Source organism: Streptomyces sp. NPDC025806, assembly GCF_055558275.1.
The window spans coordinates 311,034-335,269 of sequence record NZ_JBVHMU010000010.1 but is presented as its reverse complement, the minus strand read 5'-3'; the positions used below and the strand labels follow the sequence as shown (position 1 = coordinate 335,269).

The window sequence follows — 24,236 nt, the reverse complement described above, 5'->3', positions numbered from 1 at the left end:
CCCGCCGGAGCGTCAGGGCCGCTGCGGTTCCCGCCACATGGGCCACAGCGACGGGCCGCCGGGGAGGTCGAGCGCGGTGCCCGTGAAGACGAAGCCGAGCCGCTCGTACAGGGCGCGGCTGCGCAGGTTGCTCGCCTCCAGATAGGCGGGCAGCCCCTCGCGGTCGCAGCGCTCCAGGACCGGCGCGATCAGGGCGGTGCCGAGGCCCTCGCCCTGCCGGTCGGGGGCGACGCCGATCATCCACAGGTAGGCGTGCGCGCGGCCCACGGGGTGGATCTCGGAGGTCCAGCGAGCGATCTGCTCCACCCGCTCGTTGTCCGGGTCGACGGCCAGACGCACCTGGACGGCCTCGTCCTCGCCGCCCTCGCCCGGGTGCGGCTCGGCCGGCATGTCGACCCACAGGGCCACCGCCGAACCGTCCTCGGCCAGGTCGATGTACCCCTCGTCGTACGTCACGTCGGTGAACACGCCCATCAGGCGCGCGTGCCGGGCCCGCCGGTACTCCTCGCCGGGGAGGACCCAGCCGCTGACGGGATCGTCCATGAACGCCGCGTCCAGCAGCCCGACCACGAGGTCCCGGTCGCTCTCCTGAGCCCGCCGAATCCGCACACCCACGCCCGTCCGCCCCCTGTGGCTCGCCCCAACCCGCTGTCCGTGCGCGGGCGTTGGCAGCCTAGGCGATCACCGGCCGGGCGGCGCACGGGCCCCGCTCCCCCGCCCGGATCGCGGTGGAATGCGGGGCCCGCGACGGCTCGGCCGCTCCGGCGGCGGGGTCAGTGCCCCCGGCGCGTCACGAACTCGGCGAGCGAGAGCAGCCCGTCCGCGGACTGCGGCACCGGTACCGCGCGCGCCAGTTCGTCGACGGCGCGGGCCATCTGGTCGGCCGCCTGGGCCTGCGCCCAGTCCCGGCCACCGGCCCGCTCGACGGCCAGCGCGATCGCCTCCAGTTCGGCGGGGCCCTCCTTCCCCGGGCCCGGTGGCCCGTACAGCGCGGCCAGCTCGTCCGCCGCGGGTCCGCCGGAGGCGAGGGCCGCGACGACCGGCAGCGACTTCTTGCGGACGGCGAGATCGGCCCCGGCGGGCTTGCCGGTGCGGGCCGGGTCGCCCCAGATCCCGATGACGTCGTCGATCAGCTGGAAGGCCAGCCCCGCGGCTCTGCCGAACGCGTCGAGCGCCGCGACCTGCGCCGCGTCCGCCCCCGCGTAGAGCCCGCCGAGGGCGCAGGCGCAGCCGAGCAGCGCCCCGGTCTTGGCCTCGGCCATCGCCAGGGTCTCCGGCAGCGTCACCTCCCTGGGGTCGCGCCCCTCCAGGGCGACGTCGGCGACCTGGCCGGCGCACAGCTCGACGACACAGGCCGCGAGCCGGGCGACCGCGGCCGGGGCCGCCGGGTGGGGGTCCTCGGCGAGCAGGAGCTGCGCCTGGGCCTGGAGGGCGTCTCCGGTGAGGATCGCGTCGGCGTCCCCGAAGACGGTCCACGCGGTGGGCCGGTGCCGGCGCGTGGCGTCCCGGTCGATCACGTCGTCGTGCAGCAGCGTGAAGTTGTGGGTCAGCTCCACCGCGGCCGCCGCCCGTACGGCCTGCTCGGGCACCCCGCCGAGGGCCCGCGCGGCGGCGAGGACGAGGGCGGGCCTGACGGCCTTGCCCGCGTTCCCCGCCGCGGGCGTGCCGTCGGCGTGCTCCCAGCCGAAGTGGTGGCGGGCGACCCTGCGCATGGATCCGGGCAGCGCATCGACGGCTCTGCGCAGCTCGGGATCGACGCTCGCCCTGGCCTGCGCCAGGGCCGTCGGCTCGGCGGACTCTGCGGCCACGGGCGGCTCCGTCGTCTGCGTCACGGTCTCACCACCCGCTCGGCGCCGGGGTGCTCGCGCCGGGTCAACGCCACCTCCCGACCTCGACGTTCTCCAGCACGCCGAGCGCGTCGGGCACCAGGACCGCCGCCGAGTAGTACGTGGTGACGAGGTAGGAGATGATCGCCTGCTCGCTGATGCCCATGAAGCGGACGGACAGGCTCGGCTCGATCTCGTCCGGGATGCCGGACTGGCGCAGGCCGATGACACCCTGGTCGTCCTCGCCGGTACGCATGCAGATGATGGACGTGGTGCGGGCCTCGGTCACCGGGATCTTGTTGCACGGATAGATCGGGACGCCGCGCCAGGTCGGGATGCGGTTGCCCGCCACGTCGATGCTCTCGGGGACCAGGCCCCGCTTGTTGAGCTCGCGGCCGAACGCGGCGATCGCCTTGGGGTGCGCGAGGAACAGCTTGGAGCCGCGGCGCCGGCTCAGCAGCTCGTCCATGTCGTCGGGGCTCGGCGCGCCGTCGTGCGGCTGCAGCCGCTGGTCGTACTCGCAGTTGTGGAGCAGGCCGAACTCCCGGTTGTTGATGAGCTCGTGCTCCTGGCGCTCCTTCAGCGCCTCGACGGTGAGCCGGAGCTGATGCTCCGTCTGGTTCATCGGCTGGTTGTAGAGGTCGGCCACGCGCGAGTGGATGCGCAGCACGGTCTGGGCGACGCTCAGCTCGTACTCGCGGGGCGACGCCTCGTAGTCGACGAACGTGCCGGGCAGCACGGCCTCGCCGACGTGTCCCGCAGAGAGGTCGATCTCCTTCTCGCCGTACCGGTTCGCCCGCTGCTCCGGGATCGCGCGCAGCCGCTCGAGGTGGACGCGCAGCGCGTCGGAGCGCTCCGCGATCTGCTCCAGGTCGCGGCGGGGCAGTTTGAGCACGGTGCACGCGGTCGCGGCGCGGGCCGTGTACTCCCAGATGCCCTCCGCGTGGAGCAGGGCCTGGTCGCCGAAGTAGGCGCCGTCGGCGAGGACTCCGAGGACGGCGTCGTCCCCGTACGGGCCGGTGCCGATCTTCTCGACGCGGCCGTGCGCGAGGAGGAAGACCTCGTCGGTCTGACTGCCGAACGAGGCGATGACCTGGCCGGCCTCGTACTCCCGCTGTGTGCAGCGCTGTGCCAGCTCGTCCAGCACGTCCGGGTCCTCGAAGCCGCGCAGCGCGGGCAGCTCCCCCAGCTCGGCGGGGATGACCCGGACCCGGTCCCCCGTCTTCACGAAGGTGATCCGCCCGTCGCCGACCGTGTAGCTCAGCCGCCGGTTCACCCGGTACGTGCCGCCCTGGATGTCGACCCACGGCAGCGTCCGCAGCAGCCAGCGGGAGCTGATCTCCTGCATCTGCGGCGCGGACTTGGTGGTGGTGGCCAGATTCCGCGCGGCGGATGTGCCGAGGCTCTTCTGCTCCCCCGGCTGCTCCGTGCGGACCTCTTCGCCTACCGACATGAATGCCCTCCCGATCATGAGCTGACCTGCGAGCGCCACCCTTCCAGCACGCTGTGTGCCCGCGCCATTACACAAATGAGCGGGAATGCATCCCGCGGATGCGGGGCAGTGGCCGCGCGTTCCTCCTCCGCTCCATCCGGTCCGTCCCGCATCGCCGGTTTTAGGAACTCCAAGATCCCGGCGCACGTTGAAGGGGACGAGAGACACGGCAGACGCCGGCAGCGGACGACAGAAAAGGTGACCACGATGGCGGGCTTTCTGGACCGGGCCAAGGAGCAGGCGCAGCGCGGGCTGACGCAGGGCAAGCAGAAGCTGGACGAGGTGCAGGCGCAGCGGGCCGGCTCCGATCTGCTCAAGCGCCTGGGCGCGGCGTACTACGCGGAGCGCCGGGGCAGCGGCAGCCCGGACGCGACGCAGCAGGCGCTCCAGGCCCTGGAGTCGCACATCGCCGAGCACGGGGACGGCTTCCTGCGGAGCTGACCGCCCGCGGGCCCGTCGCGGCCGGCCCCGACCGCAGGGAGCGTGCGGGGCCGCCCCGGGCTGTCCGGATCGCATCGCACGGGAATCGCACGGAATGCGAACGAGTAGTCCGCGCCGGGCCGTTCCGGTACAAGCAGCGGTACGAGGCGTTCCGCACCCGGCGGTCGTCGCGCCCGCGAAGGAGGCGGCCATGGCCCCACCCATGTCCGCGAGCAGTTTTCTCGCCGCTCTCGAGCACGAGGGCCTGACGGTGGTCGAGGTCGGCGACTGGCGCCATCACAACCGCAACCACAAGGGCGCCTGGGGCCCGGTGCACGGGGTGATGATCCATCACACCGTCACCTCGGGCAGCGCCCGCACGGTCGAGCTGTGCCGGGACGGTCATCCGGATCTGCCGGGCCCGCTGTGCCACGGCGTCATCACCAAGGACGGCCGGGTCCATCTGGTCGGCTACGGGCGGGCGAACCACGCGGGCCTCGGCGACGACGACGTGCTGCGCGCGGTGATCGCGGAGAAGGCCCTCCCGCACGACAACGAGGCGAACACGGACGGGAACCGGCACTTCTACGGCTTCGAGTGCGAGAACCTCGGCGACGGGGACGACCCGTGGCCGGCGGCGCAGCTGGAGGCGATCGAGAAGGCGGCGGCCGCGATCTGCCGCCACCACGGCTGGACGGAGCGGTCCGTCATCGGCCACCTGGAGTGGCAGCCGGGCAAGGTCGACCCGAAGGGCTTCACCATGGCGGCGATGCGCGGGCGGATCCGGGACCGGCTCAAGTAGCGGCGCGGGCCGCGGCGGCGGGCGCCCGGACCTGTGTCCGACAATGGCCGGGTGCCCCGCCCGAACCCAGCCGGCCCCGCGCCGACGCCGCCCCCGACCAGCACCCTGACCGGCGCCGGCCAGCCGCCCCGGCTGCCCTCGCCCCTCACCGAGGTCGACGACGAGCGGTTCGCGCGCCGCGGCGTACGCCTGCTCCTGAAGCGGGACGACCTGATCCACCCGGACCTCGTCGGCAACAAGTGGCGCAAGCTCGCGCCGAACCTGGCTCAGGCGCGCGGGCGCGCGATCGTGACCTTCGGGGGCGCGTACTCGAACCATCTGCGGGCCACGGCCGCCGCGGGCCGCCTCCTGGGCGTGCCCACGATCGGTGTCGTCCGGGGCGACGAGCTCGCGGAGCAGCCGTTGAACCGGTCGCTGCGGCGGTGCGCGGCGGACGGGATGCGCCTGTTCTTCGTCGACAGATCTACGTATCGATCGAAGCGGGAGCCCGAGGTGCTGGCCCGGGTGCTCGACGACGCGGGGGCCACGGGTGCCTATGTGGTGCCGGAGGGCGGGAGCAACGCGCTCGCGGTGCGGGGCTGCGTGGAGCTCGGGCGCGAGCTGCGCGGGCGGGCCGATGTCGTGGCCGTCGCCTGCGGGACCGGGGGGACGCTCGCCGGCCTCGCGGCGGGGCTCGACGAGGGGCAGCGGGCGCTCGGGGTGGCCGTGCTCAAGGGCGGGTTCCTGAGCGGTGAGGTCGAGGCGCTGCAGACGGCCGCGTTCGGCGGGCGGCGCGGGGCGTGGGAGGTGACGGACCGGTTCCACGGGGGCGGGTACGCGCGTGTGCCCGCCGGACTCGACGCCTTCGCCGAGGAGTTCGAGCAGCGCCACGGGCTGCCTGTCGAGCGGCTCTATGTCGCCAAAATGCTGCACGCCCTCACGGTGCTGACGGAGGAGGGCGCGTTCGCGCCGGGGACGACCGTGGCGGCGGTGATCACCGGGGCGCCCGACACACCGGAGCCCGCTCAGCCGACCCACCCACCCCAGCCGACTTAGTCGTCTCAGTCGTCTCAGTCGTCGACCTCGCGGTAGGCCGCCGCCTCCTCCAGGTCCAGGCGGCGCAGCAGGATGCGCAGCATCTCGTCGTCGATGCGGCGCTCGTCGCGCATCTTCACGAACACCTCGCGCTCGGCCTGGATCGCCTCGCGGGCGAGCCGCCGGTAGGTGTCGTCGGCGGACTCCCCGGTCACCGGGTTGGTCTGGCCCAGTCGCTCCCACACCGCGTTGCGGCGGCGCTCCAGGACGGTCCGGAGGCGGTCCTGGAGGGGCTGGGGCAGGCAGTTGCGCTGGTCCTCCATGAGCTCGTCCACGCGCTCCTCGGCCGCCGTGGACGCCGCGTTCTGCGCCTGCGCCTCGGCGAGCGTCTCGGCCCGCACGTCCCGGCCCGGCAGCTTGAGGAGCTTGATCAGCGGCGGCAGCGTGAGCCCCTGCACGACGAGCGTGCCGATGACGGTCGTGAAGGTCAGGAAGAGCACCAGGTTCCGCGCGGGGAACGGCTCGCCGTCGTCCGTGACGAGCGGGATCGAGAACGCGATGGCCAGCGACACGACGCCGCGCATGCCCGCCCAGCTGACGATGAGCGGGCGTCTCCAGTCGGTGTCGCTCTCCCGCTCCCTGATGCGCGACGAGAAGCACCACGGCAGGTAGGTGGCCGGATAGGACCACACGAAGCGGATCACCACCACGAAGAGGAACACGCCGAACGCGTACCAGACGGCCTGCCCGACGCTGTACTCGCCGAGCCCCTTCAGGACGACGCGCAACTGGAGCCCGATCAGGGCGAAGACCGCGGACTCCAGGATGAAGGCGACCACCTTCCAGACCGCCGCCTCCTGGAGACGCGTCTCGAAGTCCACCTGGTAGGAGCGGTGTCCCAGGTAGAGGCCCACGGTGACGACGGCGAGCACCCCGGAGGCGCCGAACTGTTCGGCGACGGCGTAGGCGACGAACGGGATCAGCAGGGACAGCGTGTTCTGGAGGAGCGCCTCCTTCAGGTGGGTGCGCAGCCAGTGCAGCGGCACCATCAGGAGAAGGCCGATGCCGACGCCGCCGACGGCCGCCACGAGGAACTCCCGGATGCCGCCCGCCCAGCTCGCGCCCTCGCCGACGGCCGCGGCGAGCGCCACCTTGTAGGCGGTGATCGCGGTCGCGTCGTTCACCAGGGACTCGCCCTGGAGGATGGTGGTGATCCGCGAGGGCAGTCCCACGCGCCGGGCGATGGCGGTGGCGGCGACGGCGTCCGGCGGGGCGATCACGGCGCCCAGGACGAGCGCGGCGGTCAGCGGCAGGTCGGGGATCAGCTGGTACGCGAGCCAGCCGACCGCGACGGTGGCGAACAGGACGTAGCCCACCGACAGGAGCGCCACGGGCCGGATGTTGGCCCTCAGGTCCAGATAGGAGCTCTCCAGGGCCGCGGTGTGCAGCAGGGGCGGCAGGATCAGCGGCAGCACGACGTGCGGGTCGAGCACGTATTCGGGAACGCCCGGGACGTACGAGGCGACGAGCCCCACCGCGACGAGCAGGAGCGGCGCCGGCACCGGTGTCCTGCGCGCCACCCCGGCCACCGCGGCACTCGCCGCGACCAGCCCCACCAGTGGCAATACGTCCATGACCTGCCTTCCGCCCGGCCTGCGTGCCGTGCCCGTCGTAACCTGGCCATCATGTACGAGTGCCCGCACGTCGACGCGCTGCCGCAGCCGGAACCGGCGCCCCTGAGCGAGACCTGTCTGGAGTGCCTGGCCCTGGGCAGTCACCCTGTGCAACTGCGCCTGTGCCTGGTCTGCGGTCACGTCGGCTGCTGCGACTCCTCGCCGTTCCGGCACGCGACGGAGCACTACAAGGACACCGGGCACCCGATCATGCGCACCTTCGAGCCTGGTGAGGACTGGCGTTGGTGCTTCGTCGACTCGATTCTCGTGTGATCCCCAGGATCCGCGCCCGCCGGGCGGTTCGAGGGGTCGGCGCCTGGGTACGTCAATGCGGCGCCCGCTCTTTCCAATTGAGCCCGCCCCACCTCTAGCCACTGTCCGTACCCGTAGGCTTACTATGAGTGACAGCAGCGGGCCGGGGGTCCCCGGGACAGGAGAGTCGGGCGCGCGGTAGCGTCACCGCAGATATACGTGGCGCATCACCCGGGGGGATCGTCCTCCGGAGCCCGAAAGTGCTTGTACCACCTTGGAGGTGAGGGTGTCCCAGATCGCAGGCGAGCCCGGGAATCAGGACTTCGTGGAAGTCCGGCTGCCGGCTGCGGGTGCCTACCTGTCGGTGCTGCGGACGGCCACGGCCGGTCTGGCAGCGCGTTTGGACTTCACCCTCGACGAGATCGAGGACCTCCGCATCGCGGTCGACGAGGCCTGCGCGATCCTGCTCCAGCAGGCTGTCGCGGGCTCGGTGCTCAGCTGCGTGTTCCGCCTCGTGGACGACTCCCTGGAGGTGACCGTGTCCGCCCCGACCACGGACGGCCGGGCCCCGGAGCGCGACACCTTCGCCTGGACGGTCCTCTCCGCCCTGGCCGGCCAGGTCGAGTCCTCGGTCGCCGAGGACCGGACGGTCTCGATCAGCCTCTACAAGAAGCGCGGCGCGGGCCCCGGCCCGGCGTGATGGACGGGGGTGGTCCGGTGCGGGACGACAAGAGCGGCACACGAGATCTCCCGGCCGACGGCACGGGCGGGATCCGGCGGCTGGCCACCGGCATCCCTGAGCAGCAGGCCCGGCCGCACCCGGAGGACCCGGCGGCCGACGGGGCACAGCAGGCGGCGCCGTCCTCCGGGGCCGAGACTCTTGGGGGCCCCGGTGGATCGGACGCGCGACGGGCGGGATGGATGAGCGACCAACAGCGACAGGGTGAGCAGCAGGGCACGCGCGATCCCCGGGACCGCAGCAACGCCAAGGCGTTGTTCCTCGAGCTGCGCGCCCTGAAGGACGGCAGCCCCGAGTACGCGGATCTGCGCAACCGGCTCGTGCGCATGCACCTGCCGCTCGTCGAGCACCTGGCGCGCCGCTTCCGCAACCGCGGCGAGCCGCTGGACGACCTGACGCAGGTCGCGACGATCGGTCTGATCAAGTCGGTCGACCGCTTCGACCCGGAGCGCGGGGTGGAGTTCTCCACCTACGCGACCCCGACGGTGGTCGGCGAGATCAAGCGGCACTTCCGCGACAAGGGCTGGGCGGTGCGCGTCCCGCGCCGTCTCCAGGAGCTGCGGCTCGCGCTGACCACGGCGACGGCCGAGCTGTCCCAGCTGCACGGCCGCTCCCCCACGGTCCACGAGCTCGCCGAGAAGCTGGGGATCTCGGAGGAGGAGGTCCTGGAGGGCCTGGAGTCGGCCAACGCGTACTCCACGCTGTCCCTGGACGTCCCCGACACGGACGACGAGTCACCGGCCGTCGCGGACACCCTGGGCGCCGAGGACGAGGCCCTGGAGGGGGTCGAGTACCGCGAGTCCCTCAAGCCGCTCCTGGAGGACCTGCCTCCGCGCGAGAAGCGCATCCTGCTCCTGCGCTTCTTCGGGAACATGACGCAGTCGCAGATCGCCCAGGAGGTCGGCATCTCCCAGATGCACGTCTCCCGCCTGCTGGCCCGCACCCTGGCCCAGCTCCGGGAGAAGCTCCTCGTGGAGGAGTAGGGGACCGGCGTACGTGGGTGAAGGGCTCGGGGTCTACTCCGGGCCCTTCGCGCTGCCCGGCATGCGGATGCCGAGCGCGACGGTGGTCGCCGGGTTGACGAGCATCACGAGGGCCGTGAGCGCCACGGCCCCGAGCGCGATGCCGAGGGGCAGGGCGACGCCGCCGCTCTGGCCCAGCGTGTAGGCGACGGGCAGCGCCATGATCTGCGTGATGATCGCGGGCCCGCGGCTCCAGCTCTTCAGCGCGAGCAGGCCGCGCGCGGCGAGCAGCGGCAGCAGCGCGAGCACGATCAGGGTGACGCCGCCGGTGACCGCCTGCTGGCGGTTGTCGGGGTGTCCGGTGAGCGCGGCGACCAGCATGTAGGCGCCGCCCACGACGAGTGCGGCGCCTTCGAGTCCGGCCAGGGCCGCGGCGGCGGTCAGCCGGCCGGGGCGGGGCTCGGCCGGCGCGGTCGTCTCGGGGGCGGGGTTCTGCTCTGAGGTCACCTTTGCAGAGTAGCCCCCGCGCGCCCGCGTTCCCGAGGCCGTCCCCCGCGCCCGCCGGGGCCCGCGCTCTTACCCGACTCCTACCTCGGTCTGGGCCCGGTCGAGGTCGCTAGGTACCCTGCCTTGCATGCGTGCACTCCTCGTGGTCAATCCGGCGGCAACCACCACCAGTGCGCGCACGCGCGATGTCCTCATCCATGCGCTCGCCAGCGAGATGAAGCTGGAGGCGGTGACGACCGAGTACCGCGGGCACGCCCGGGACCTCGGACGGCAGGCCGCGGAGAGCAAGGACATCGAGCTGGTCGTCGCCCTCGGCGGCGACGGCACGGTCAACGAGGTCGTGAACGGGCTGCTGCACGCGGGCCCCGATCTGGACCGGCTGCCCGGTCTCGCGGTCGTCCCCGGCGGCTCCACGAACGTCTTCGCCCGCGCCCTGGGCCTGCAGAACGATCCGGTGGAGGCCACGGGCCAGCTCCTGGACGCCCTGCGCGAGGGCCGGCAGCGGACGGTGGGTCTGGGGCTCGCCGCCGGCACTCCCGGCACGGAGGACGAGGCGGTGCCGTCCCGCTGGTTCACCTTCAGCGCGGGGCTCGGCTTCGACGCGGGTGTGGTCGGCCGGGTCGAGCAGCAGCGGGAGCGGGGCAAGCGTTCGACGCACGCCCTGTATGTGCGACAGGTGGTGCGCCAGTTCCTCGGGGAGCCGGACCGCCGGCACGGCACGATCACGCTCGAACGCCCGGGCGAGGACCCGGTCACGGATCTCGTGGTCTCCATAGTGAGCAACACCTCACCGTGGTCGTTCCTGGGCAACCGGCCGCTGTATCCGACGCCCCAGGCGTCGTTCGACACCGGCCTTGACGTGCTCGGACTCAAGAAACTGTCGACCCCGGCGGTGGCCCGCTACGGCGGCCAGCTGCTCGCCTCGACGCCCGAGCGGGGACCCCGCGGCAAGAACGCGGTCACGCTCCACGACCTCACCGACTTCACCTTGCATTCGAAGGTGCCCCTGCCCCTCCAGATGGACGGCGACCACCTGGGGCTGCGCACGAGCGTGACGTTCACAGGCGTTCGCCGTGCACTGCGTGTGATTGTGTGAGTGGAAGGGCCCTTGGTCCTTTATCTCGAACGTTTGGGCTGGGCTCCACCCCATGGAAGTACGGCTGTGACCGAGGCGACACCGAGGAATCAAAAAAAACTTTCCTGAAGGGGTTGTATCCGCCGCCGAGGTTTGCGAATCTCTACATGGCGCTCGGGACGGCCCGCAACATCGGCCCCACAGAGAGCCCGAATCCCCTCCTCCAAGCAACGGACAGCCGTCGCACATGTGACGTTCGTCCCTTCACTTGTTGAGGGATTCGTGAAAGCGTTCACATTCACAAGCAACTTGCACGTAATACCAAGGAGAGGTAGCAGCCATGGACTGGCGTCACAACGCCGTTTGCCGCGAAGAAGACCCCGAGCTCTTCTTCCCCATCGGCAACACCGGTCCTGCGCTGCTGCAGATCGAGGAAGCCAAGGCCGTCTGCCGCCGCTGCCCCGTCATGGAGCAGTGCCTGCAGTGGGCGCTCGAGTCCGGCCAGGACTCCGGCGTCTGGGGTGGCCTCAGCGAGGACGAGCGCCGCGCGATGAAGCGCCGCGCCGCCCGCAACCGGGCCCGTCAGGCCTCCGCCTGATTCCCCACCCCGTTCGAGCCTGAGCCCGGCGGCGCGTACATCGCGTACGCATCTCCCGCCCCCGAGCCGCAGCGCGCAGTACCCCCGATGCTCCCCCAGGCTCAGCCCGGGACATGACCCGAGCAACGCGAGCAGTGAGCCCCGGACCGTTCCGACGGTCCGGGGCTCACTGCTGTGTGCGCAGCGTCACGTCCTGCGCGTGGGGTCCTACTTGCTGGAGTTCACCGGGATGTCGAGGACGACCCGGGTGCCGCGCTCGGGTGCGGGGACCATGTCGAAGGTGCCGCCGAGCTCGCCCTCGACCAGGGTGCGCACGATCTGGAGTCCCAGGTTGCCGGCCTTCTTCGGGTCGAAGCCCTCGGGCAGTCCGACGCCGTCGTCCTGCACGGTGATCAGCAGCCGGGCTTCCTTGGTGGTGCCGCCGCGGACGGCTCCGACCTCGACCGTGCCGGTGTCGCCCTGCCGGTAGCCGTGCTCCAGCGCGTTCTGCAGGACCTCGGTCAGGACCATCGAGAGCGGGGTCGCCACCTCGGCGTCCAGGATGCCGAAGCGGCCGGTGCGCCGGCCGGTCACCTGGCCCGGGGAGATCTCCGCCACCATCGCGAGGACCCGGTCGGCGATCTCGTCGAACTCCACGCGCTCGTCCAGGTTCTGGGACAGCGTCTCGTGGACGATCGCGATGGAGCCGACCCGGCGGACCGCCTCCTCCAGGGCCTCGCGGCCCCGGTCGTCGCCGATGCGCCGGGCCTGGAGGCGCAGCAGCGCGGCGACGGTCTGCAGGTTGTTCTTCACCCGGTGGTGGATCTCCCGGATGGTGGCGTCCTTGGTGATCAACTCCCGCTCGCGGCGGCGCAGTTCCGTCACGTCGCGCAGCAGGACGAGCGAGCCGATCCGGGTGCCCTTGGGCTTGAGCGGGATGGCGCGGAGCTGGATCGAGCCCTCCTCGCCCTCGATCTCGAACTCGCGGGGCGCCCAGCCGCTGGCGACCTTGGCGAGGGCCTCGTCCACCGGGCCGCGGGACGGGGCCAGTTCGGCGGTGGTGGAGCCGAGGTGGTGGCCGACCAGGTCGGCCTGGAAGCCGAGGCGGTGGTACGCGGACAGCGCGTTCGGCGAGGCGTACTGGACGACCCCGTCGGCGTCGAGCCGGATCAGGCCGTCGCCCACGCGCGGGGAGGCGTCCATGTCGACCTGCTGGCCGGGGAACGGGAAGGAGCCCGCGGCGATCATCTGCGCCAGGTCGGAGGCCGACTGGAGGTAGGTCAGTTCGAGCCGCGAGGGAGTGCGGACGGTGAGCAGGTTCGTGTTCCGCGCGATGACGCCAAGGACGCGGCCCTCACGGCGTACGGGGATGGACTCGACCCGGACCGGGACCTCCTCGCGCCACTCGGGGTCGCCCTCGCGGACGATGCGGCCCTCGTCCAGGGCGGCGTCCAGCATGGGGCGGCGGCCTCGCGGCACGAGGTGGCCGACCATGTCGTCCTGGTAGGAGGTCGGGCCCGTGTTGGGCCGCATCTGCGCGACGGAGACGTACCGGGTGCCGTCACGAGTGGGGACCCACAGGACCAGGTCGGCGAAGGAGAGGTCGGAGAGCAGCTGCCACTCCGAGACCAGCAGGTGCAGCCACTCGAGGTCGGAGTCGCCGAGGGCGGTGTGCTGGCGGACGAGATCGTTCATGGAGGGCACGAGGCCGAGCGTACCCGGCGGTGAGCGGGGTCCCGAATCGGTCGGCCGGGCCGGAAAAGGGGGCCGGGGAGCCCCACGGTCTCCAGCGGCCCCGTAGGCCCTGGAAACACCGACGGGCCGCGGCGCCGGGGGGCGGGACCCTCAACCCGTTCCCTGGCACCGCAGCCCTTCAGGTGCACCGGCTTCCGGGTGTGCGGTCCCGGGTGCCGATCGAGGATCCGTCGCAGTCAGGGCAGAGAGCGGCGGTTCCTCTGTCCGTCCTCCTGTGCGGGGAGGGCGGAAGTCTCTGGACTTGTTCTTCGCAGTGCTCGTTCGCACTGCTTGTTCTTCGCACTTCGCATTGTGGACTAGACCATTTGGTCGTGTCCATGCGTCGGCGGGGGTTTGTTCGCGGCGCCCCGTCACGCCCCCTCCCCCGGGGGCGCACTCCAGGGTTACTCAAAAGTACGCCTGGTCCAACGTACGCCCTTTCCCACGGTTACCGGGAGCCGTGAGTTCAATTCGTAGCCATGCCGTCATCGCGGAGCGGGTGCGCGGGGGTGCCGGACGCTCGACATGCCGACGTCACGCGCAGCGCGGAGCATGGTCGGAGCAGGTGGACGAAGGGGCCGGACATCCGCGCCGAACGCCTGTCCGGCGGGGCCCCGCTCTGCTAGATTGGTCTATACCACTAGTTCCCCTCTGACCAGAACGGCAGGCCCAGCGTGGAAGTTGTGATCGTTCCGGACGCCAAGGCAGGCGGCGAGCTGATCGCCGAGGCGATGGCCCAGCTGCTGCGGCGCAAGCCCGACGCCCTGCTCGGCGTGGCCACCGGCTCGACCCCGCTGCCCATCTACCAGGCCCTGACGGCCAAGGTGCGGGCCGGTGAGGTGGACGCCTCGCGGGCGCGGATCGCCCAGCTCGACGAGTACGTCGGCCTGCCCACCGGGCACCCCGAGTCGTACCGGGCGACGGTGCTGCGCGAGGTCGTGGAGCCGCTCGGGCTCGACGCGGACGCGTTCATGGGGCCGGACGGCAGCGCGGAGGACGTGCAGGCCGCGTGCGAGGCGTACGACCGGGCGCTGTCCGAGGCCGGCGGGGTCGACCTGCAGCTGCTCGGGATCGGTACGGACGGGCACATCGGGTTCAACGAGCCGTGTTCCTCGATCGCGTCGCGGACCCGGATCAAGACGCTCACCGAGCAGACCATCGCGGACAACGCCCGGTTCTTCGACGGGGACCTGAGCCAGGTGCCGCGGCACGTCATCACCCAGGGGATCGGGACGATCCTGGAGGCGCGGCACCTGGTGCTGCTCGCCACGGGTGAGGGCAAGGCCGACGCGGTCGCCGCGACCGTGGAGGGGCCCGTGGCGTCGGTCGTGCCGGCCTCCGCGCTCCAGCTGCATCCGCACGCGACGGTGGTCGTCGACGAGGGCGCCGCGTCCAAGCTGAAGCTGACCCAGTACTTCCGCCACACCTTCGCCAACAAGCCGGAGTGGCAGGGGCTGTAGAGCCCCGAGCGCTTTCTCGTACGCCGATGCCGGTCACCCCGAAGTGGGGGTGACCGGCATCTGTGCTGCGCCCCGTAAGGGGCGCGGGGAACTGCGCGACCAGCCACGACGGTGGCGCACCCGGCGACGATCGGCGACCCCTACGGCGGCGGCGCTGTAACCAAGGCCCGATGAATCGCGCACCCGGCACCTGGGTGCCGCCTTGCCCACCCGTGCCGCCCCAGGCGGCAGACTGCCCAAGGCTAGGTCGACCCGACCGGGTACGTACCCGGAGCTTGGGCGCAGGCCCGAGGCCAGGGCGCCCTGAGCGCATCCCGAGGCCGGGGTTCTGCCCAAGGCGGGGTCGACCGGACGCGTACCCAGGACGCGATCGACGCCGCGTTACCGGACGATCACCTCCGCCGCGGCGAGGCCGCAGACGCGGGCCGCTCCGTGCGTGGCGATGTGGAGGGCGCCCCGGGGCGGGGCCTGGGGGATGCCCATCTCGACGACCAGGGTGTCGGGGCGGGCGGACAGGAGGGTGTCCAGGGCCGCCGACATCCAGGCGTGCCGGTGCTCGTCGCGGACGACGGCGACGAGGCGCCGGTCCCCCGCGGCGGCGAGGGCCTTCTCCCCCGCGTCCGGGCCCGTGTAGGACCCGGTCGTGGTGCCGGGCAGGAGCCGCTCCAGTTCGGCGGCGACGCCCCAGGGGGTCTCGTCGCCGACCGCGATGTTGGCGACCGGGGTGAAGGCCGCCACATGTACGGGTCCCGACACCGGCGCGGCGTCGGCGGCGCGGGTCACGGTGAGCGCCCGGCGCGCGGCGGTCAGGCCGACCTCGGTGTCCGCCGGGCCCTGCGCGGCGCCGGCCCGGTCCCGGGTCCAGCCGGCGAGGGACCGTACGCGGGCGGCCGCGTCCGCGAGCCGTTCCTCGGAGAGGTCGCCCGAGCGCACGGCGGCGACCAGGGCGTCGCGCAGCCGCAGCACGGTGTCGTCGTCGGCGAGGCCGCCGCCCACGCAGATGGCGTCGGCGCCGGCGGCGATCGCGAGGACGCTGCCGCGCTCGATGCCGTAGGTCGCGGAGATGGCCTGCATCTCCATGCCGTCGGTGACGATGAGCCCGTCGTAGCCGAGCTCCTCGCGGAGCAGGCCCGTGAGGATGCGGCGCGAGAGGGTCGCCGGGCGGTCCGGGTCGAGGGCCGGGACCAGGATGTGGGCGCTCATCACGGCGCGGCTGCCGGCCGCGATCGCCGCGCGGAACGGGGCGAGGTCGCGGGCGTGCAGGACGTCGAGGCCGACGTCGATGCGGGGCAGGTCGTGGTGGGAGTCGACGCCCGTGTCGCCGTGCCCGGGGAAGTGCTTGGTGCAGGCGGCGACCCCGGCGGCCTGGAGTCCCTCGACGTAGGCGGCGGTGTGGCGGGACACGAGGTCCGTGTCGGAGCCGAAGGAGCGGACGCCGATGACGGGGTTGTCGGGGTTGGCGTTGACGTCGGCGGAGGGCGCCCAGTTGAGGTTGACGCCGCAGGCGGCGAGGCGGCGGCCGAGTTCGTGCGCGACCGCGCGGGTCAGTCCGGCGTCGTCGACGGCGCCGAGCGCGTGGTTGCCGGGGAACGAGGAGCCCGTACGGACTTCGAGGCGGGTGACGTCGCCGCCCTCCTCGTCGATGGCGACCAGGACGTCCTCGCGCTCGGCCCGCAGCTGCGCGGTGAGGGCGGCGAGCTGGGCGGGCGTGGCGATGTTGCGGCCGAACAGGCCGACGGAGGCGAGGCCTTCGCCGAGGCGCCGCAGCAGCCAGTCGGGGGCGGTGGTGCCGGTGAATCCGGGCTGCAGGACCGTCAGCGCGTCCCGCGTGAGCGTGTCGGTTCCGTGGGCGAGTGTCGACCGGTATGTCATCGGGGTGCGTTATCCCTTCACGGCGCCGGAGGTGAGACCTGTGGCCATCTTCTTCTGGATGAACATGAAGAAGACCACCACCGGCAGGGCGATCATCGTGGACGCGGCCATCAGGGCGCCGTAGTCGGTGCCCCGTTCCGTCGTGAACGTCATGAGCCAGACGTTCAGGGTGTACTTCGAGTCGTCGTTCATCAGGATGTACGCGAACAGGTACTCGTTCCAGGCGTTGACGAGCGCGAAGATCGACGAGGCGGCGAGGCCGGGGGCGAGCAGCGGGAAGATGATGCGGCGGAACGCGCCCATGCGCGTACAGCCGTCGACCATCGCCGACTCCTCCAGTTCCACGGGGATGTTGACCACGAAGCCGCGGATCATGACCGTGGCGAAGGGCAGCGTGGAGACGAGGTAGACGACGATGACGCCCCAGTACTCGTTGAGGCCGCCCATCGCGTTGAGCTGGGCGTAGATCGGGATGAGCATCGCGGTCGGCGGCAGCATCTGGACCAGGATGAGGACCATCAGCAGGGCGCGCCGGCCGGTGAAGCGGAAGCGGCCGACGGCGAGTGCCGCGAGGGTCGCGATGATCATGCCGCCGACGACGGCGGTGATCGAGATGATGAGGCTGGACTGGATCGCGGTGACGAAGTTGGGCTGCTTCACGGCGCGCGCGAAGTTGTCGAAGGTGATCGACGAGGGCCACAGCGTCTGGTCGTAGGAGCGGATCTCGTGGTTGGGGCGCAGCGCCGAGATGATCAGCCAGTAGACGGGGAAGGCCATGACGACGGCGATGACGAGGCCGAGGACGTTGTAGCCGAGCTTCGTCTTCTTGCGGTCGGGCCGCAGGCCCTGCGGGTGGGTCGGCGTGGAGGCGCTCATTCGACCTCTCCTGTCTTCATGAGCTGGCGCAGGTAGTACACGGCCACGCCGGACAGCATCAGTACGGTGACCAGGGCGATGGCGGTGCCCTGGCTGAAGGACGTCGAGGTGAACGCCTTGGAGAAGGAGTAGAGGCCGAGGGTCTCGTAGTCCGGTTCGGGCTTGTTGCCGCGCAGCAGCCAGATCTGGCCGAAGACGTTGAAGTCCCAGATCACGGAGAGCGTGGTCACCATGATGAAGACGGGCTTGATGACCGGCCAGGTGACGAAGCGGAAGACGCCGAAGGCACTGGCGCCGTCGAGCTGGGCGGCCTCCTCCAGTTCGCCGGGGACCTGGGTGAGGGCCGCGTAGAGGGTGATCACGACGAACGGGATCGCGCCCCAGACGACGAGCGCGGCGATCACGGTGAAGCCCTGGAGCGGGTCGAGGAACCAGTTGTGGCCGAGCCAGTCGTCGCCGGCGAACTTGGCGATGACCGTGTTGACCAGGCCGTAGTCGGAGTCGGCGAGCCAGCGGAAGATCGACGAGGCGACCAGCAGCGGCATCGACCAGGCGGCGATGAGGGCCGTGGTGAGGGTGAGTCGCACCCAGGTGGACAGCCGCATCATCAGGAGCGAGATCAGCAGGCCGATCGCCATGGTGGCGACGACACAGACCGCCATGAAGACGACGGTGCGCAGGGTGACGTGCCAGAACTCGGCGTCGCCCAGGATGTTGGTGAACTGGTCGAAGCCGACCCACGGCGGGCTCTCGCCCGTCCACAGCTCGCGCCGTCCCATGTCCTGGAAGGACATGATCACGGTCTTGACCAGGGGGTACGCGTAGACGGCGGCCAGCGCGACGATCGCCGGCAGGATCAGGAGGTAAGGGAGCAGCGCCCCCTTCTTCCGCTTCGGGCGGCCGGTGCCGGCGGGGCGGCTCGGGTGGGCCGTCCCCCCTTCCGGGGTGTCCGCTGCGCTGAGCGGCGGCCCGGCGGCCTTGGTGTCGGCGGCAGTCACGTGGCTGACCTTTCTCGTGCTCGGCGAAAGGGAGACGAGGGGCGGGGCCGGATCGTGTGAACCGGCCCCGCCCTTCATCCGGAGCCCGAGGGCTCAGGACTCCTTGTTGATCAGCTCGTCGATCTTGGCGTCGGCGGCCTTGGTCGCGTCGGCCACGGACTTGCCCTTGAGGATGTCGAGCAGCATGTTCTTCAGGACCTCCTCCTTCTCGATCGCGGTCCAGCCCGGGGCGATCGGCGTGAACCAGGCGCTCTCGACCGCGTTGGCGACGGGGGCCGTCTCCGGCTTGTCCTTCAGCGGCTGGAGCTGCTTGGTGTTGTTCGGGAGGATGTTCTTGGAAGCGAGGACCTCCTCGGACTTCTCGCTCGTGAACATGGAGATCCAGTCCTCGGCGAGGTCCGCGTTCTTCGACTTCTGCGTCACCGCGAGGTCGGAGCCGCCGATGAAGGACGGCAGGGTCTTGCCGTTCGGGCCGGGCATGGCGGCGGTGGCGATCTTGTCCCTCAGCTTCGGGTTGCCGTTGGCCTTGCCGTCGATGACGGAGCCGGCCTCCCAGCCGTTGCCGTACAGGACGCCGGCCTTCTCGTTGGCCATCACATTGGCGTGGTCCTGCTCGTCCTTGGTGATGTCGCCCTTGTTGTACTTCTTGACGAGGTCGATGAAGTGCTGGATGCCCTCCTGCGCCTTCGGGTCGGAGAGGCTGGCCTTCCACTTCTTCGAGCCCTCGTCGTACTGGGCGATCTGGCCGCCGTACGCGGCGACGTAGGACATGGCGGCGTACCAGTAGCGGCCCGGCAGGTAGAGGGAGGAGAAGCGCTTGTCCTTCTTCCCCTGCTTCGCCGTCTCCTGGTCCATCGCCTTGAGGAACGCGGTCTCGTCGGTGGGCAGCGTGTCGGAGCCGGTGGCCGCCTTCAGCATGTCCTTGTTGTAGATCGCGACGCGCGCACCGGCGTAGTAGGGCACGCAGTACTGCTTGCCCTCGAAGGTGCAGGTGTCGGTGAGGCCCTTGATCCAGCTGTCGCTGTTGTCGTACTTCTTCGGGTCGATCTCGGCGAGCGCCCCGTTGAGGATGTACTGCATGGTCTCGGTGTTGCCGAGCTCGACGACGTCGGGGAACTTGTCGCCGCCCAGGGCGGTGTCGAGCTTCTTGGCCTTGTCCGCCCACTGCTGGTAGGCGATGTCGACCTTGACCTTCGGGTACTTCTTCTTGAACTGGGCGTTGACGTCCTTGACCAGCTCGGGCCAGGTGCTCTGCGCGTCCACCATCAGCCAGACGGTCACCGAGCCGGTGCGGTCCTTCGGGTCCTTGCCGGCGTTGTCGCCACCGTCGCCCCCACAGGCCGCGACCCCGGTCATCATGGCCGCGACGCCGACCGCCGCGATGAGCTTGCGCTTCATGTCACCCTCCTCAGGGATGCCTGCAACCCCCCACCCACAGCGATGACATACGGCGTGTACGCGAAGCACGTACGCGGATACGGCTGATGGGACTGGGACCTGGCCACTAATGGTGTAGACCAGTACGGGGAGCTTGGACCAGACCAATGGGGCTGTCAAGGGTGGTTGTGAAGGGACTGTGGGTCCGTTACCGGAACGACACCCACCCCTCGGAGCACGGCCGTTGACCCCGTTCGCCCATCCGGCGGGGTGGACTAGACCAGAGGGGCGCCGGACGATATAAGAAGGGATCACGGAGCGTGCGGGAGTACCCCGGGGCGAGCCGTGCCACGATGTGAGCCGTGACCGGCGGACGCATCGGTCGCATCGGCACCGGAGCCGGGAAGGCGGAGCATGAGCACCGACGTCAGCAGTGCGGAGAACGAGGGCGGGGCGCCTGTCCGTACCGCACGTGTGCCCAAGTACTACCGCCTGAAGAAGCACCTCCTCGACATGACGGAGACCCTGCCGCCCGGCACCCCCGTCCCCCCGGAGCGCACCCTCGCCGCCGAGTTCGACACCTCCCGCACCACGGTCCGCCAGGCCCTTCAGGAGCTGGTCGTCGAGGGCCGTCTGGAGCGCATCCAGGGCAAGGGCACCTTCGTCGCCAAGCCCAAGGTGTCGCAGGCACTCCAACTCACCTCCTACACCGAGGACATGCGCGCCCAGGGCCTGGAGCCCACCTCGCAGCTGCTCGACATCGGGTACGTGACGGCCGACGACACCCTCGCCGGGCTGCTCGACATCTCCGCCGGCGGGCGCGTCCTGCGCATCGAGCGGCTGCGCCTGGCCAGCGGCGAGCCGATGGCCATCGAGACCACGCACCTGTCCGCGAAGCGCTTCCCCGCGCTGCGCCGCAGCCTCGTGAAGTACACCTCGCTCTACACCGCGCTCGCCGAGGTCTACGACGTCCGGCTCGCCGAGGCCGAGGAGACCATCGAGACCTCGCTGGCCACACCCCGCGAGGCCGGACTGCTCGGCACCGACGTGGGCCTGCCGATGCTGATGCTCTCCCGGCACTCGATCGACGGTTCGGGCAAGCCCGTGGAGTGGGTGCGCTCGGTCTACCGGGGCGACCGGTACAAGTTCGTGGCGCGCCTCAAGCGCCCCATGGACTGAGTCCGGCGCACGCCACCCACCTCCGCATTTCTCACATATGGCCCACCGGTGCCGGGTAGTTGATATCAGTACGGCATCGGTGCGTCCGTTATCCGGACAAGGGTTCCATGAGGCGAGACTCTCGCTTAGATTTCCCGGACGTTAAGCCGAGATAAATAGGGCCAGCGAGGGGACGGAACCGCTCTATGTCCAATGCGCCGGAAGCCGCGCGACCAGCGCGGCAAGCAGACACGCGGACGGTGACCCCGCTCCGTGTCGTGGTGGCCTTGTGTCTCATCGCCCCGTTCGTGGCGATGCTCTGGGTCAGCTCCTACGCCAAGGTGGACCCCGCGTTCATCGGCATCCCGTTCTTCTACTGGTACCAGATGCTCTGGGTGCTGATCTCGACGGCGCTCACGATGATCGCGTACAAGCTGTGGAAGCACGACCAGGCGTCCCGTAAGCAGGCCGCTGCGGCCTCCCAGGAAGGGGCCGGCGCGTGAACGACGGCGTGAACGGTGTCGCACTCACCGTCTTCATCCTGTTCTTCGTGGCCGTCACGGTCATGGGCTTCCTCGCCGCCCGCTGGCGGCGCGCCGAGAACGAGGCGTCCCTCGACGAATGGGGCCTGGGCGGCCGCTCGTTCGGCACCTGGATCACCTGGTTCCTGCTCGGCGGCGACCTCTACACCGCGTACACCTTCGTCGCCGTCCCGGCGGCCATCTACGCGGCCGGCGCCTCCGGCTTCTTCGCGGTGCCCTACACGATCCTCGTGTACCCGCTGATCTTCACGTTCCTGCCGCGCCTGTGGTCGGTCTCGCACAAGCACGGCTACGTGACCACCTCGGACTTCGTGCGCGGACGCTTCGGCTCCAAGGGCCTGTCCCTGGCCGTCGCGATCACCGGCATCCTCGCCACGATGCCGTACATCGCGCTCCAACTCGTGGGCATCCAGGCCGTCCTGGACGTCATGGGCGTCGGCGGCGACGAGGGCACCAACTGGTTCGTCAAGGACCTGCCGCTGCTGATCGCGTTCGCGGTCCTCGCCGCGTACACGTACTCCTCGGGTCTGCGGGCCCCGGCGCTCATCGCGTTCGTCAAGGACACGCTGATCTACATCGTCATCGCCGTCGCGATCATCTACATCCCGATCAAGCTCGGCGGCTTCGACGACATCTTCGCCGCGGCCGGCGAGAAGTTCGCGAAGATCAACCCCGCGACCGAGAAGCCCGTCGGGGCCCTCGCACCCGGCTCGCAGGGCACCTGGACGTACGCGACCCTCGCGCTCGGCTCGGCGCTCGCGCTGTTCATGTACCCGCACTCGATCACGGCGACCCTGTCGTCGAAGAGCCGCGAGGTCATCCGGCGCAACACCACGATCCTGCCGCTGTACTCGCTCATGCTGGGTCTGCTCGCGCTGCTCGGCTTCATGGCGATCGCGGCCGGAGTCACGGTCCAGAACGGCCAGTTGGCGATCCCGCAGCTGTTCGAGGACATGTTCCCGGACTGGTTCACGGGCGTCGCGTTCGCGGCCATCGGCATCGGCGCGCTCGTCCCCGCCGCGATCATGTCCATCGCCGCGGCCAACCTCTTCACCCGCAACATCTACAAGGACTTCATCAAGCCGGACGCCACGCCCGCCCAGGAGACCAAGGTCTCCAAGCTGGTGTCCCTGCTGGTGAAGGTCGGCGCGCTCGCCTTCGTCCTCACCATGGACAAGACCGTCGCCATCAACTTCCAGCTGCTCGGCGGCATCTGGATCCTGCAGACCTTCCCGGCCCTGGTCGGCGGTCTGTTCACCCGCTGGTTCCACCGCTGGGCGCTGCTCGCCGGCTGGGCCGTCGGCATGGTCTACGGCACGGTCGCCGCGTACGGGGTGGCCTCGCCGACGCAGAAGCACTTCGGCGGCTCCGCCAAGGAGATCCCGGGCATCGGCGAGATCGGCTACATCGGCCTCACCGCGTTCGTCCTGAACGTCGTCGTCACCGTGGTCCTCACCTTCGTCCTGAAGGCGCTCAAGGCCCCGGACGGCATCGACGAGACGTCCCCGTCGGACTACACGGCCGACGCCGGTGACAAGGGCGTGCAGGTCGAGCTCCCGGCCGTCGGGACCGGCGCCGGACACTAGCCGCGCACCTTTCTCGAAGGACGAGCCCCTCCGACTCCGGAGGGGCTCGTCCCGTTACGGTGGCCGACGGTCGGCACCACCCGTCGATCGGCACCACCCGCCCTGGAGGAACCCTTGACCGCACCCATCGTCCTCGACAGCGACCCCGGCATCGACGACGCCGTCGCGCTCCAGTACCTGCTCGGCACCGGCCTGTGGGACCTCAAGGCCTACACGACCGTCGGCGGCAACGTGCCCGCCTCCCAGACCTTCCGCAACGGCCGCGCCCTGGCCCGCGCCTTCGGCATCGACGGCGACGTGCCCGTGCACCGGGGCGCGGGGCGCCCGCTGACCCGGCTGCCGTACTCCGCGGCCGGCGAGTTCCACGGCGCGGAGGGCCTCGGCGCCGAGCGGCTGCCCGACGCGAGCGTGCCCGAGCAGACCGAGTCCTCGGCGCAGGCCATGCTCCGCCTCTCGCGCCGGTACGAGGGCGAGCTGACCGTGTGCGCGACGGGCCCGCTGACCAACGTGGCCCTCGCGATCACCGAGGACCCGGACTTCGCGCGGCGCGTGAAGCACCTCGTCTTCATGGGCGGGGCCGCGGAGGTGCCCGGGAACATCACGCCGGTCGCCGAGTTCAACGCCTGGGCGGACCCGGACGCCGTGGACCTCGTGGTGTCCTCGGGCATCCGGTACACGATGGTCGGGCTCGACGCGACGCACGGCTGGCGCTTCACCAAGGACCACCTGGCCGTCCTGGAGGACGCGGGCGAGGGCATGGCACTCACCGCCCGCCTGATGCGCTACTACCTGGACGCGTACACGGAGGCCGCGGGCAGCCCGCTGCACGACCCGCTCGCCGTCGGGGTCTGCGCCGACGAGTCGTTCGTCACCGCCGCCGACGGCACCGTCGTCGTGGAGTGCGCGAGCGAACTCACCCGCGGCAAGACCGTGTTCATCCCCTACGACAGCGACTACCCGCGCGCCTACTACGCCGAGTCCCCGCTCGTCGCCGCCCGCACCGCGCACCGCGGCCGGGTCGCCCTCGGCACCGGCCCGCGCGACTTCACGGCCGACTTCGTGACGACGCTCCTGAAGCGGCCCGGGGTGGCCTGACCCTCACCGCGACACAACATGTGGGCCCGGAGCGGAAGCCCGGGCACAACATGTATGCTCGCTCTCGCTGTCGTCGCAGGGGAATCCGGTGCAAGTCCGGAACTGTCCCGCAACGGTGAACGTAAGGCCGCAAAAGGCCCCTCACGTGAGTCCGAAGACCTGCCGACGGTGCACCCGAGCCGTCCGGCCCGGGTGTCGA

General features: G+C 71.0%; 23 protein-coding genes and 1 riboswitch. Of the genes, 13 read left to right on the top strand and 10 right to left on the bottom strand.

Annotated features, from left to right (window positions below):
* Window positions 1-12: 12 nt before the first annotated feature.
* From ACZ4E1_RS24405 to ACZ4E1_RS24395, 3 genes are all read right to left on the bottom strand, one after another.
* Window positions 13-615, bottom strand: a complete 603-nt coding sequence (locus ACZ4E1_RS24405; RefSeq protein WP_467542493.1) for a GNAT family N-acetyltransferase — start codon at window positions 613-615, stop codon at window positions 13-15.
* Window positions 616-773: 158 nt separating this feature from the next.
* A complete protein-coding gene (locus ACZ4E1_RS24400; RefSeq protein WP_467542491.1) occupies window positions 774-1,832 on the bottom strand; it encodes a family 2 encapsulin nanocompartment cargo protein polyprenyl transferase in 1,059 nt (352 codons plus the stop codon).
* 40 nt (window positions 1,833-1,872) lie between these two features.
* Window positions 1,873-3,279 carry a family 2B encapsulin nanocompartment shell protein gene (locus ACZ4E1_RS24395; RefSeq protein ID WP_467542489.1) on the bottom strand — a complete coding sequence of 469 codons (1,407 nt, stop codon included), beginning with the start codon at window positions 3,277-3,279 and terminating at the stop codon, window positions 1,873-1,875.
* Window positions 3,280-3,525: 246 nt separating this feature from the next.
* On the opposite strand from ACZ4E1_RS24395, the gene ACZ4E1_RS24390 reads away from it, so the two are divergent.
* From ACZ4E1_RS24390 to ACZ4E1_RS24380, 3 genes are all read left to right on the top strand, one after another.
* Window positions 3,526-3,759: a hypothetical protein gene (locus tag ACZ4E1_RS24390; RefSeq protein ID WP_467542487.1), complete on the top strand. Its 234-nt coding sequence runs from the start codon at window positions 3,526-3,528 to the stop codon at window positions 3,757-3,759.
* 190 nt (window positions 3,760-3,949) lie between these two features.
* A complete protein-coding gene (locus ACZ4E1_RS24385) occupies window positions 3,950-4,540 on the top strand; it encodes an N-acetylmuramoyl-L-alanine amidase (protein ID WP_467542485.1) in 591 nt (196 codons plus the stop codon).
* Window positions 4,541-4,645: 105 nt separating this feature from the next.
* Window positions 4,646-5,575 carry a 1-aminocyclopropane-1-carboxylate deaminase/D-cysteine desulfhydrase gene (locus tag ACZ4E1_RS24380; protein ID WP_467542541.1) on the top strand — a complete coding sequence of 310 codons (930 nt, stop codon included), beginning with the start codon at window positions 4,646-4,648 and terminating at the stop codon, window positions 5,573-5,575.
* A 14-nt stretch (window positions 5,576-5,589) separates the two neighbouring features.
* Here ACZ4E1_RS24380 and ACZ4E1_RS24375 read toward each other — a convergent pair whose 3' ends face one another.
* Window positions 5,590-7,188: a Na+/H+ antiporter gene (locus ACZ4E1_RS24375; protein WP_467542483.1), complete on the bottom strand. Its 1,599-nt coding sequence runs from the start codon at window positions 7,186-7,188 to the stop codon at window positions 5,590-5,592.
* Between the two features lie 51 nt (window positions 7,189-7,239).
* Here ACZ4E1_RS24375 and ACZ4E1_RS24370 point away from each other — a divergent pair, with 51 nt between their 5' ends.
* From ACZ4E1_RS24370 to ACZ4E1_RS24360, 3 genes are all read left to right on the top strand, one after another.
* A complete protein-coding gene (locus ACZ4E1_RS24370; protein ID WP_467542481.1) occupies window positions 7,240-7,500 on the top strand; it encodes a UBP-type zinc finger domain-containing protein in 261 nt (86 codons plus the stop codon).
* 265 nt (window positions 7,501-7,765) lie between these two features.
* Window positions 7,766-8,179, top strand: a complete 414-nt coding sequence (locus ACZ4E1_RS24365) for an anti-sigma regulatory factor (protein WP_399128032.1) — start codon at window positions 7,766-7,768, stop codon at window positions 8,177-8,179.
* Window positions 8,179-9,201, top strand: coding sequence for an RNA polymerase sigma factor SigF (locus ACZ4E1_RS24360; RefSeq protein WP_467542479.1), 1,023 nt, complete (start codon window positions 8,179-8,181; stop codon window positions 9,199-9,201). The genes ACZ4E1_RS24365 and ACZ4E1_RS24360 overlap by 1 nt, the downstream gene beginning before the upstream one ends.
* A 33-nt stretch (window positions 9,202-9,234) precedes the next feature.
* On the opposite strand, the gene ACZ4E1_RS24355 is transcribed toward ACZ4E1_RS24360, so the two are convergent.
* Window positions 9,235-9,687, bottom strand: coding sequence for a hypothetical protein (locus tag ACZ4E1_RS24355; protein WP_467542477.1), 453 nt, complete (start codon window positions 9,685-9,687; stop codon window positions 9,235-9,237).
* 127 nt (window positions 9,688-9,814) lie between these two features.
* Here ACZ4E1_RS24355 and ACZ4E1_RS24350 point away from each other — a divergent pair, with 127 nt between their 5' ends.
* Together ACZ4E1_RS24350 and ACZ4E1_RS24345 are read left to right on the top strand one after the other, a co-directional pair.
* On the top strand, window positions 9,815-10,783 hold the full coding sequence (locus ACZ4E1_RS24350) for a diacylglycerol/lipid kinase family protein (RefSeq protein WP_399128029.1): 969 nt from the start codon (window positions 9,815-9,817) through the stop codon (window positions 10,781-10,783).
* A 319-nt stretch (window positions 10,784-11,102) separates the two neighbouring features.
* Window positions 11,103-11,360, top strand: coding sequence for a WhiB family transcriptional regulator (locus tag ACZ4E1_RS24345; protein ID WP_016639615.1), 258 nt, complete (start codon window positions 11,103-11,105; stop codon window positions 11,358-11,360).
* Window positions 11,361-11,567: 207 nt separating this feature from the next.
* Here the strand turns inward: ACZ4E1_RS24345 and ACZ4E1_RS24340 are convergent, their stop codons facing one another.
* Window positions 11,568-13,034, bottom strand: a complete 1,467-nt coding sequence (locus ACZ4E1_RS24340) for a histidine kinase N-terminal domain-containing protein (RefSeq protein WP_467542539.1) — start codon at window positions 13,032-13,034, stop codon at window positions 11,568-11,570.
* A 713-nt stretch (window positions 13,035-13,747) separates the two neighbouring features.
* Between ACZ4E1_RS24340 and nagB the strand changes: the two genes are divergently transcribed.
* Window positions 13,748-14,533, top strand: coding sequence for a glucosamine-6-phosphate deaminase (gene nagB, locus ACZ4E1_RS24335; protein WP_188336934.1), 786 nt, complete (start codon window positions 13,748-13,750; stop codon window positions 14,531-14,533).
* Window positions 14,534-14,914: 381 nt separating this feature from the next.
* On the opposite strand, the gene ACZ4E1_RS24330 is transcribed toward nagB, so the two are convergent.
* The 4 genes from ACZ4E1_RS24330 to ACZ4E1_RS24315 all read right to left on the bottom strand — a co-directional run bounded on the left by ACZ4E1_RS24330 (window position 14,915) and on the right by ACZ4E1_RS24315 (window position 19,677).
* The gene (locus ACZ4E1_RS24330; protein ID WP_467542475.1) at window positions 14,915-16,405 is read right to left on the bottom strand and encodes a glycoside hydrolase family 3 protein; all 1,491 of its coding nucleotides are present in this window, start codon (window positions 16,403-16,405) and stop codon (window positions 14,915-14,917) included.
* A gap of 9 nt (window positions 16,406-16,414) precedes the next feature.
* Window positions 16,415-17,281, bottom strand: a complete 867-nt coding sequence (locus ACZ4E1_RS24325) for a carbohydrate ABC transporter permease (RefSeq protein WP_467542473.1) — start codon at window positions 17,279-17,281, stop codon at window positions 16,415-16,417.
* Complete coding sequence (locus ACZ4E1_RS24320) at window positions 17,278-18,156, bottom strand: carbohydrate ABC transporter permease (protein ID WP_467542537.1); 879 nt, start codon at window positions 18,154-18,156, stop codon at window positions 17,278-17,280. The genes ACZ4E1_RS24325 and ACZ4E1_RS24320 overlap by 4 nt, the downstream gene beginning before the upstream one ends.
* Before the next feature lie 216 nt (window positions 18,157-18,372).
* On the bottom strand, window positions 18,373-19,677 hold the full coding sequence (locus ACZ4E1_RS24315) for a sugar ABC transporter substrate-binding protein (RefSeq protein WP_467542471.1): 1,305 nt from the start codon (window positions 19,675-19,677) through the stop codon (window positions 18,373-18,375).
* A 393-nt stretch (window positions 19,678-20,070) separates the two neighbouring features.
* Here ACZ4E1_RS24315 and ACZ4E1_RS24310 point away from each other — a divergent pair, with 393 nt between their 5' ends.
* From ACZ4E1_RS24310 to ACZ4E1_RS24295, 4 genes are all read left to right on the top strand, one after another.
* Window positions 20,071-20,835: a GntR family transcriptional regulator gene (locus ACZ4E1_RS24310; protein WP_188336939.1), complete on the top strand. Its 765-nt coding sequence runs from the start codon at window positions 20,071-20,073 to the stop codon at window positions 20,833-20,835.
* A gap of 185 nt (window positions 20,836-21,020) precedes the next feature.
* Window positions 21,021-21,317 carry a DUF3311 domain-containing protein gene (locus tag ACZ4E1_RS24305; RefSeq protein ID WP_467542469.1) on the top strand — a complete coding sequence of 99 codons (297 nt, stop codon included), beginning with the start codon at window positions 21,021-21,023 and terminating at the stop codon, window positions 21,315-21,317.
* Window positions 21,314-22,942: a monocarboxylate uptake permease MctP gene (gene mctP / locus ACZ4E1_RS24300; protein ID WP_467542467.1), complete on the top strand. Its 1,629-nt coding sequence runs from the start codon at window positions 21,314-21,316 to the stop codon at window positions 22,940-22,942. The genes ACZ4E1_RS24305 and mctP overlap by 4 nt, the downstream gene beginning before the upstream one ends.
* A 114-nt stretch (window positions 22,943-23,056) precedes the next feature.
* Complete coding sequence (locus ACZ4E1_RS24295; protein WP_467542465.1) at window positions 23,057-24,037, top strand: nucleoside hydrolase; 981 nt, start codon at window positions 23,057-23,059, stop codon at window positions 24,035-24,037.
* 48 nt (window positions 24,038-24,085) lie between these two features.
* Window positions 24,086-24,218: riboswitch (cobalamin riboswitch) on the top strand.
* Window positions 24,219-24,236 lie beyond the last annotated feature (18 nt).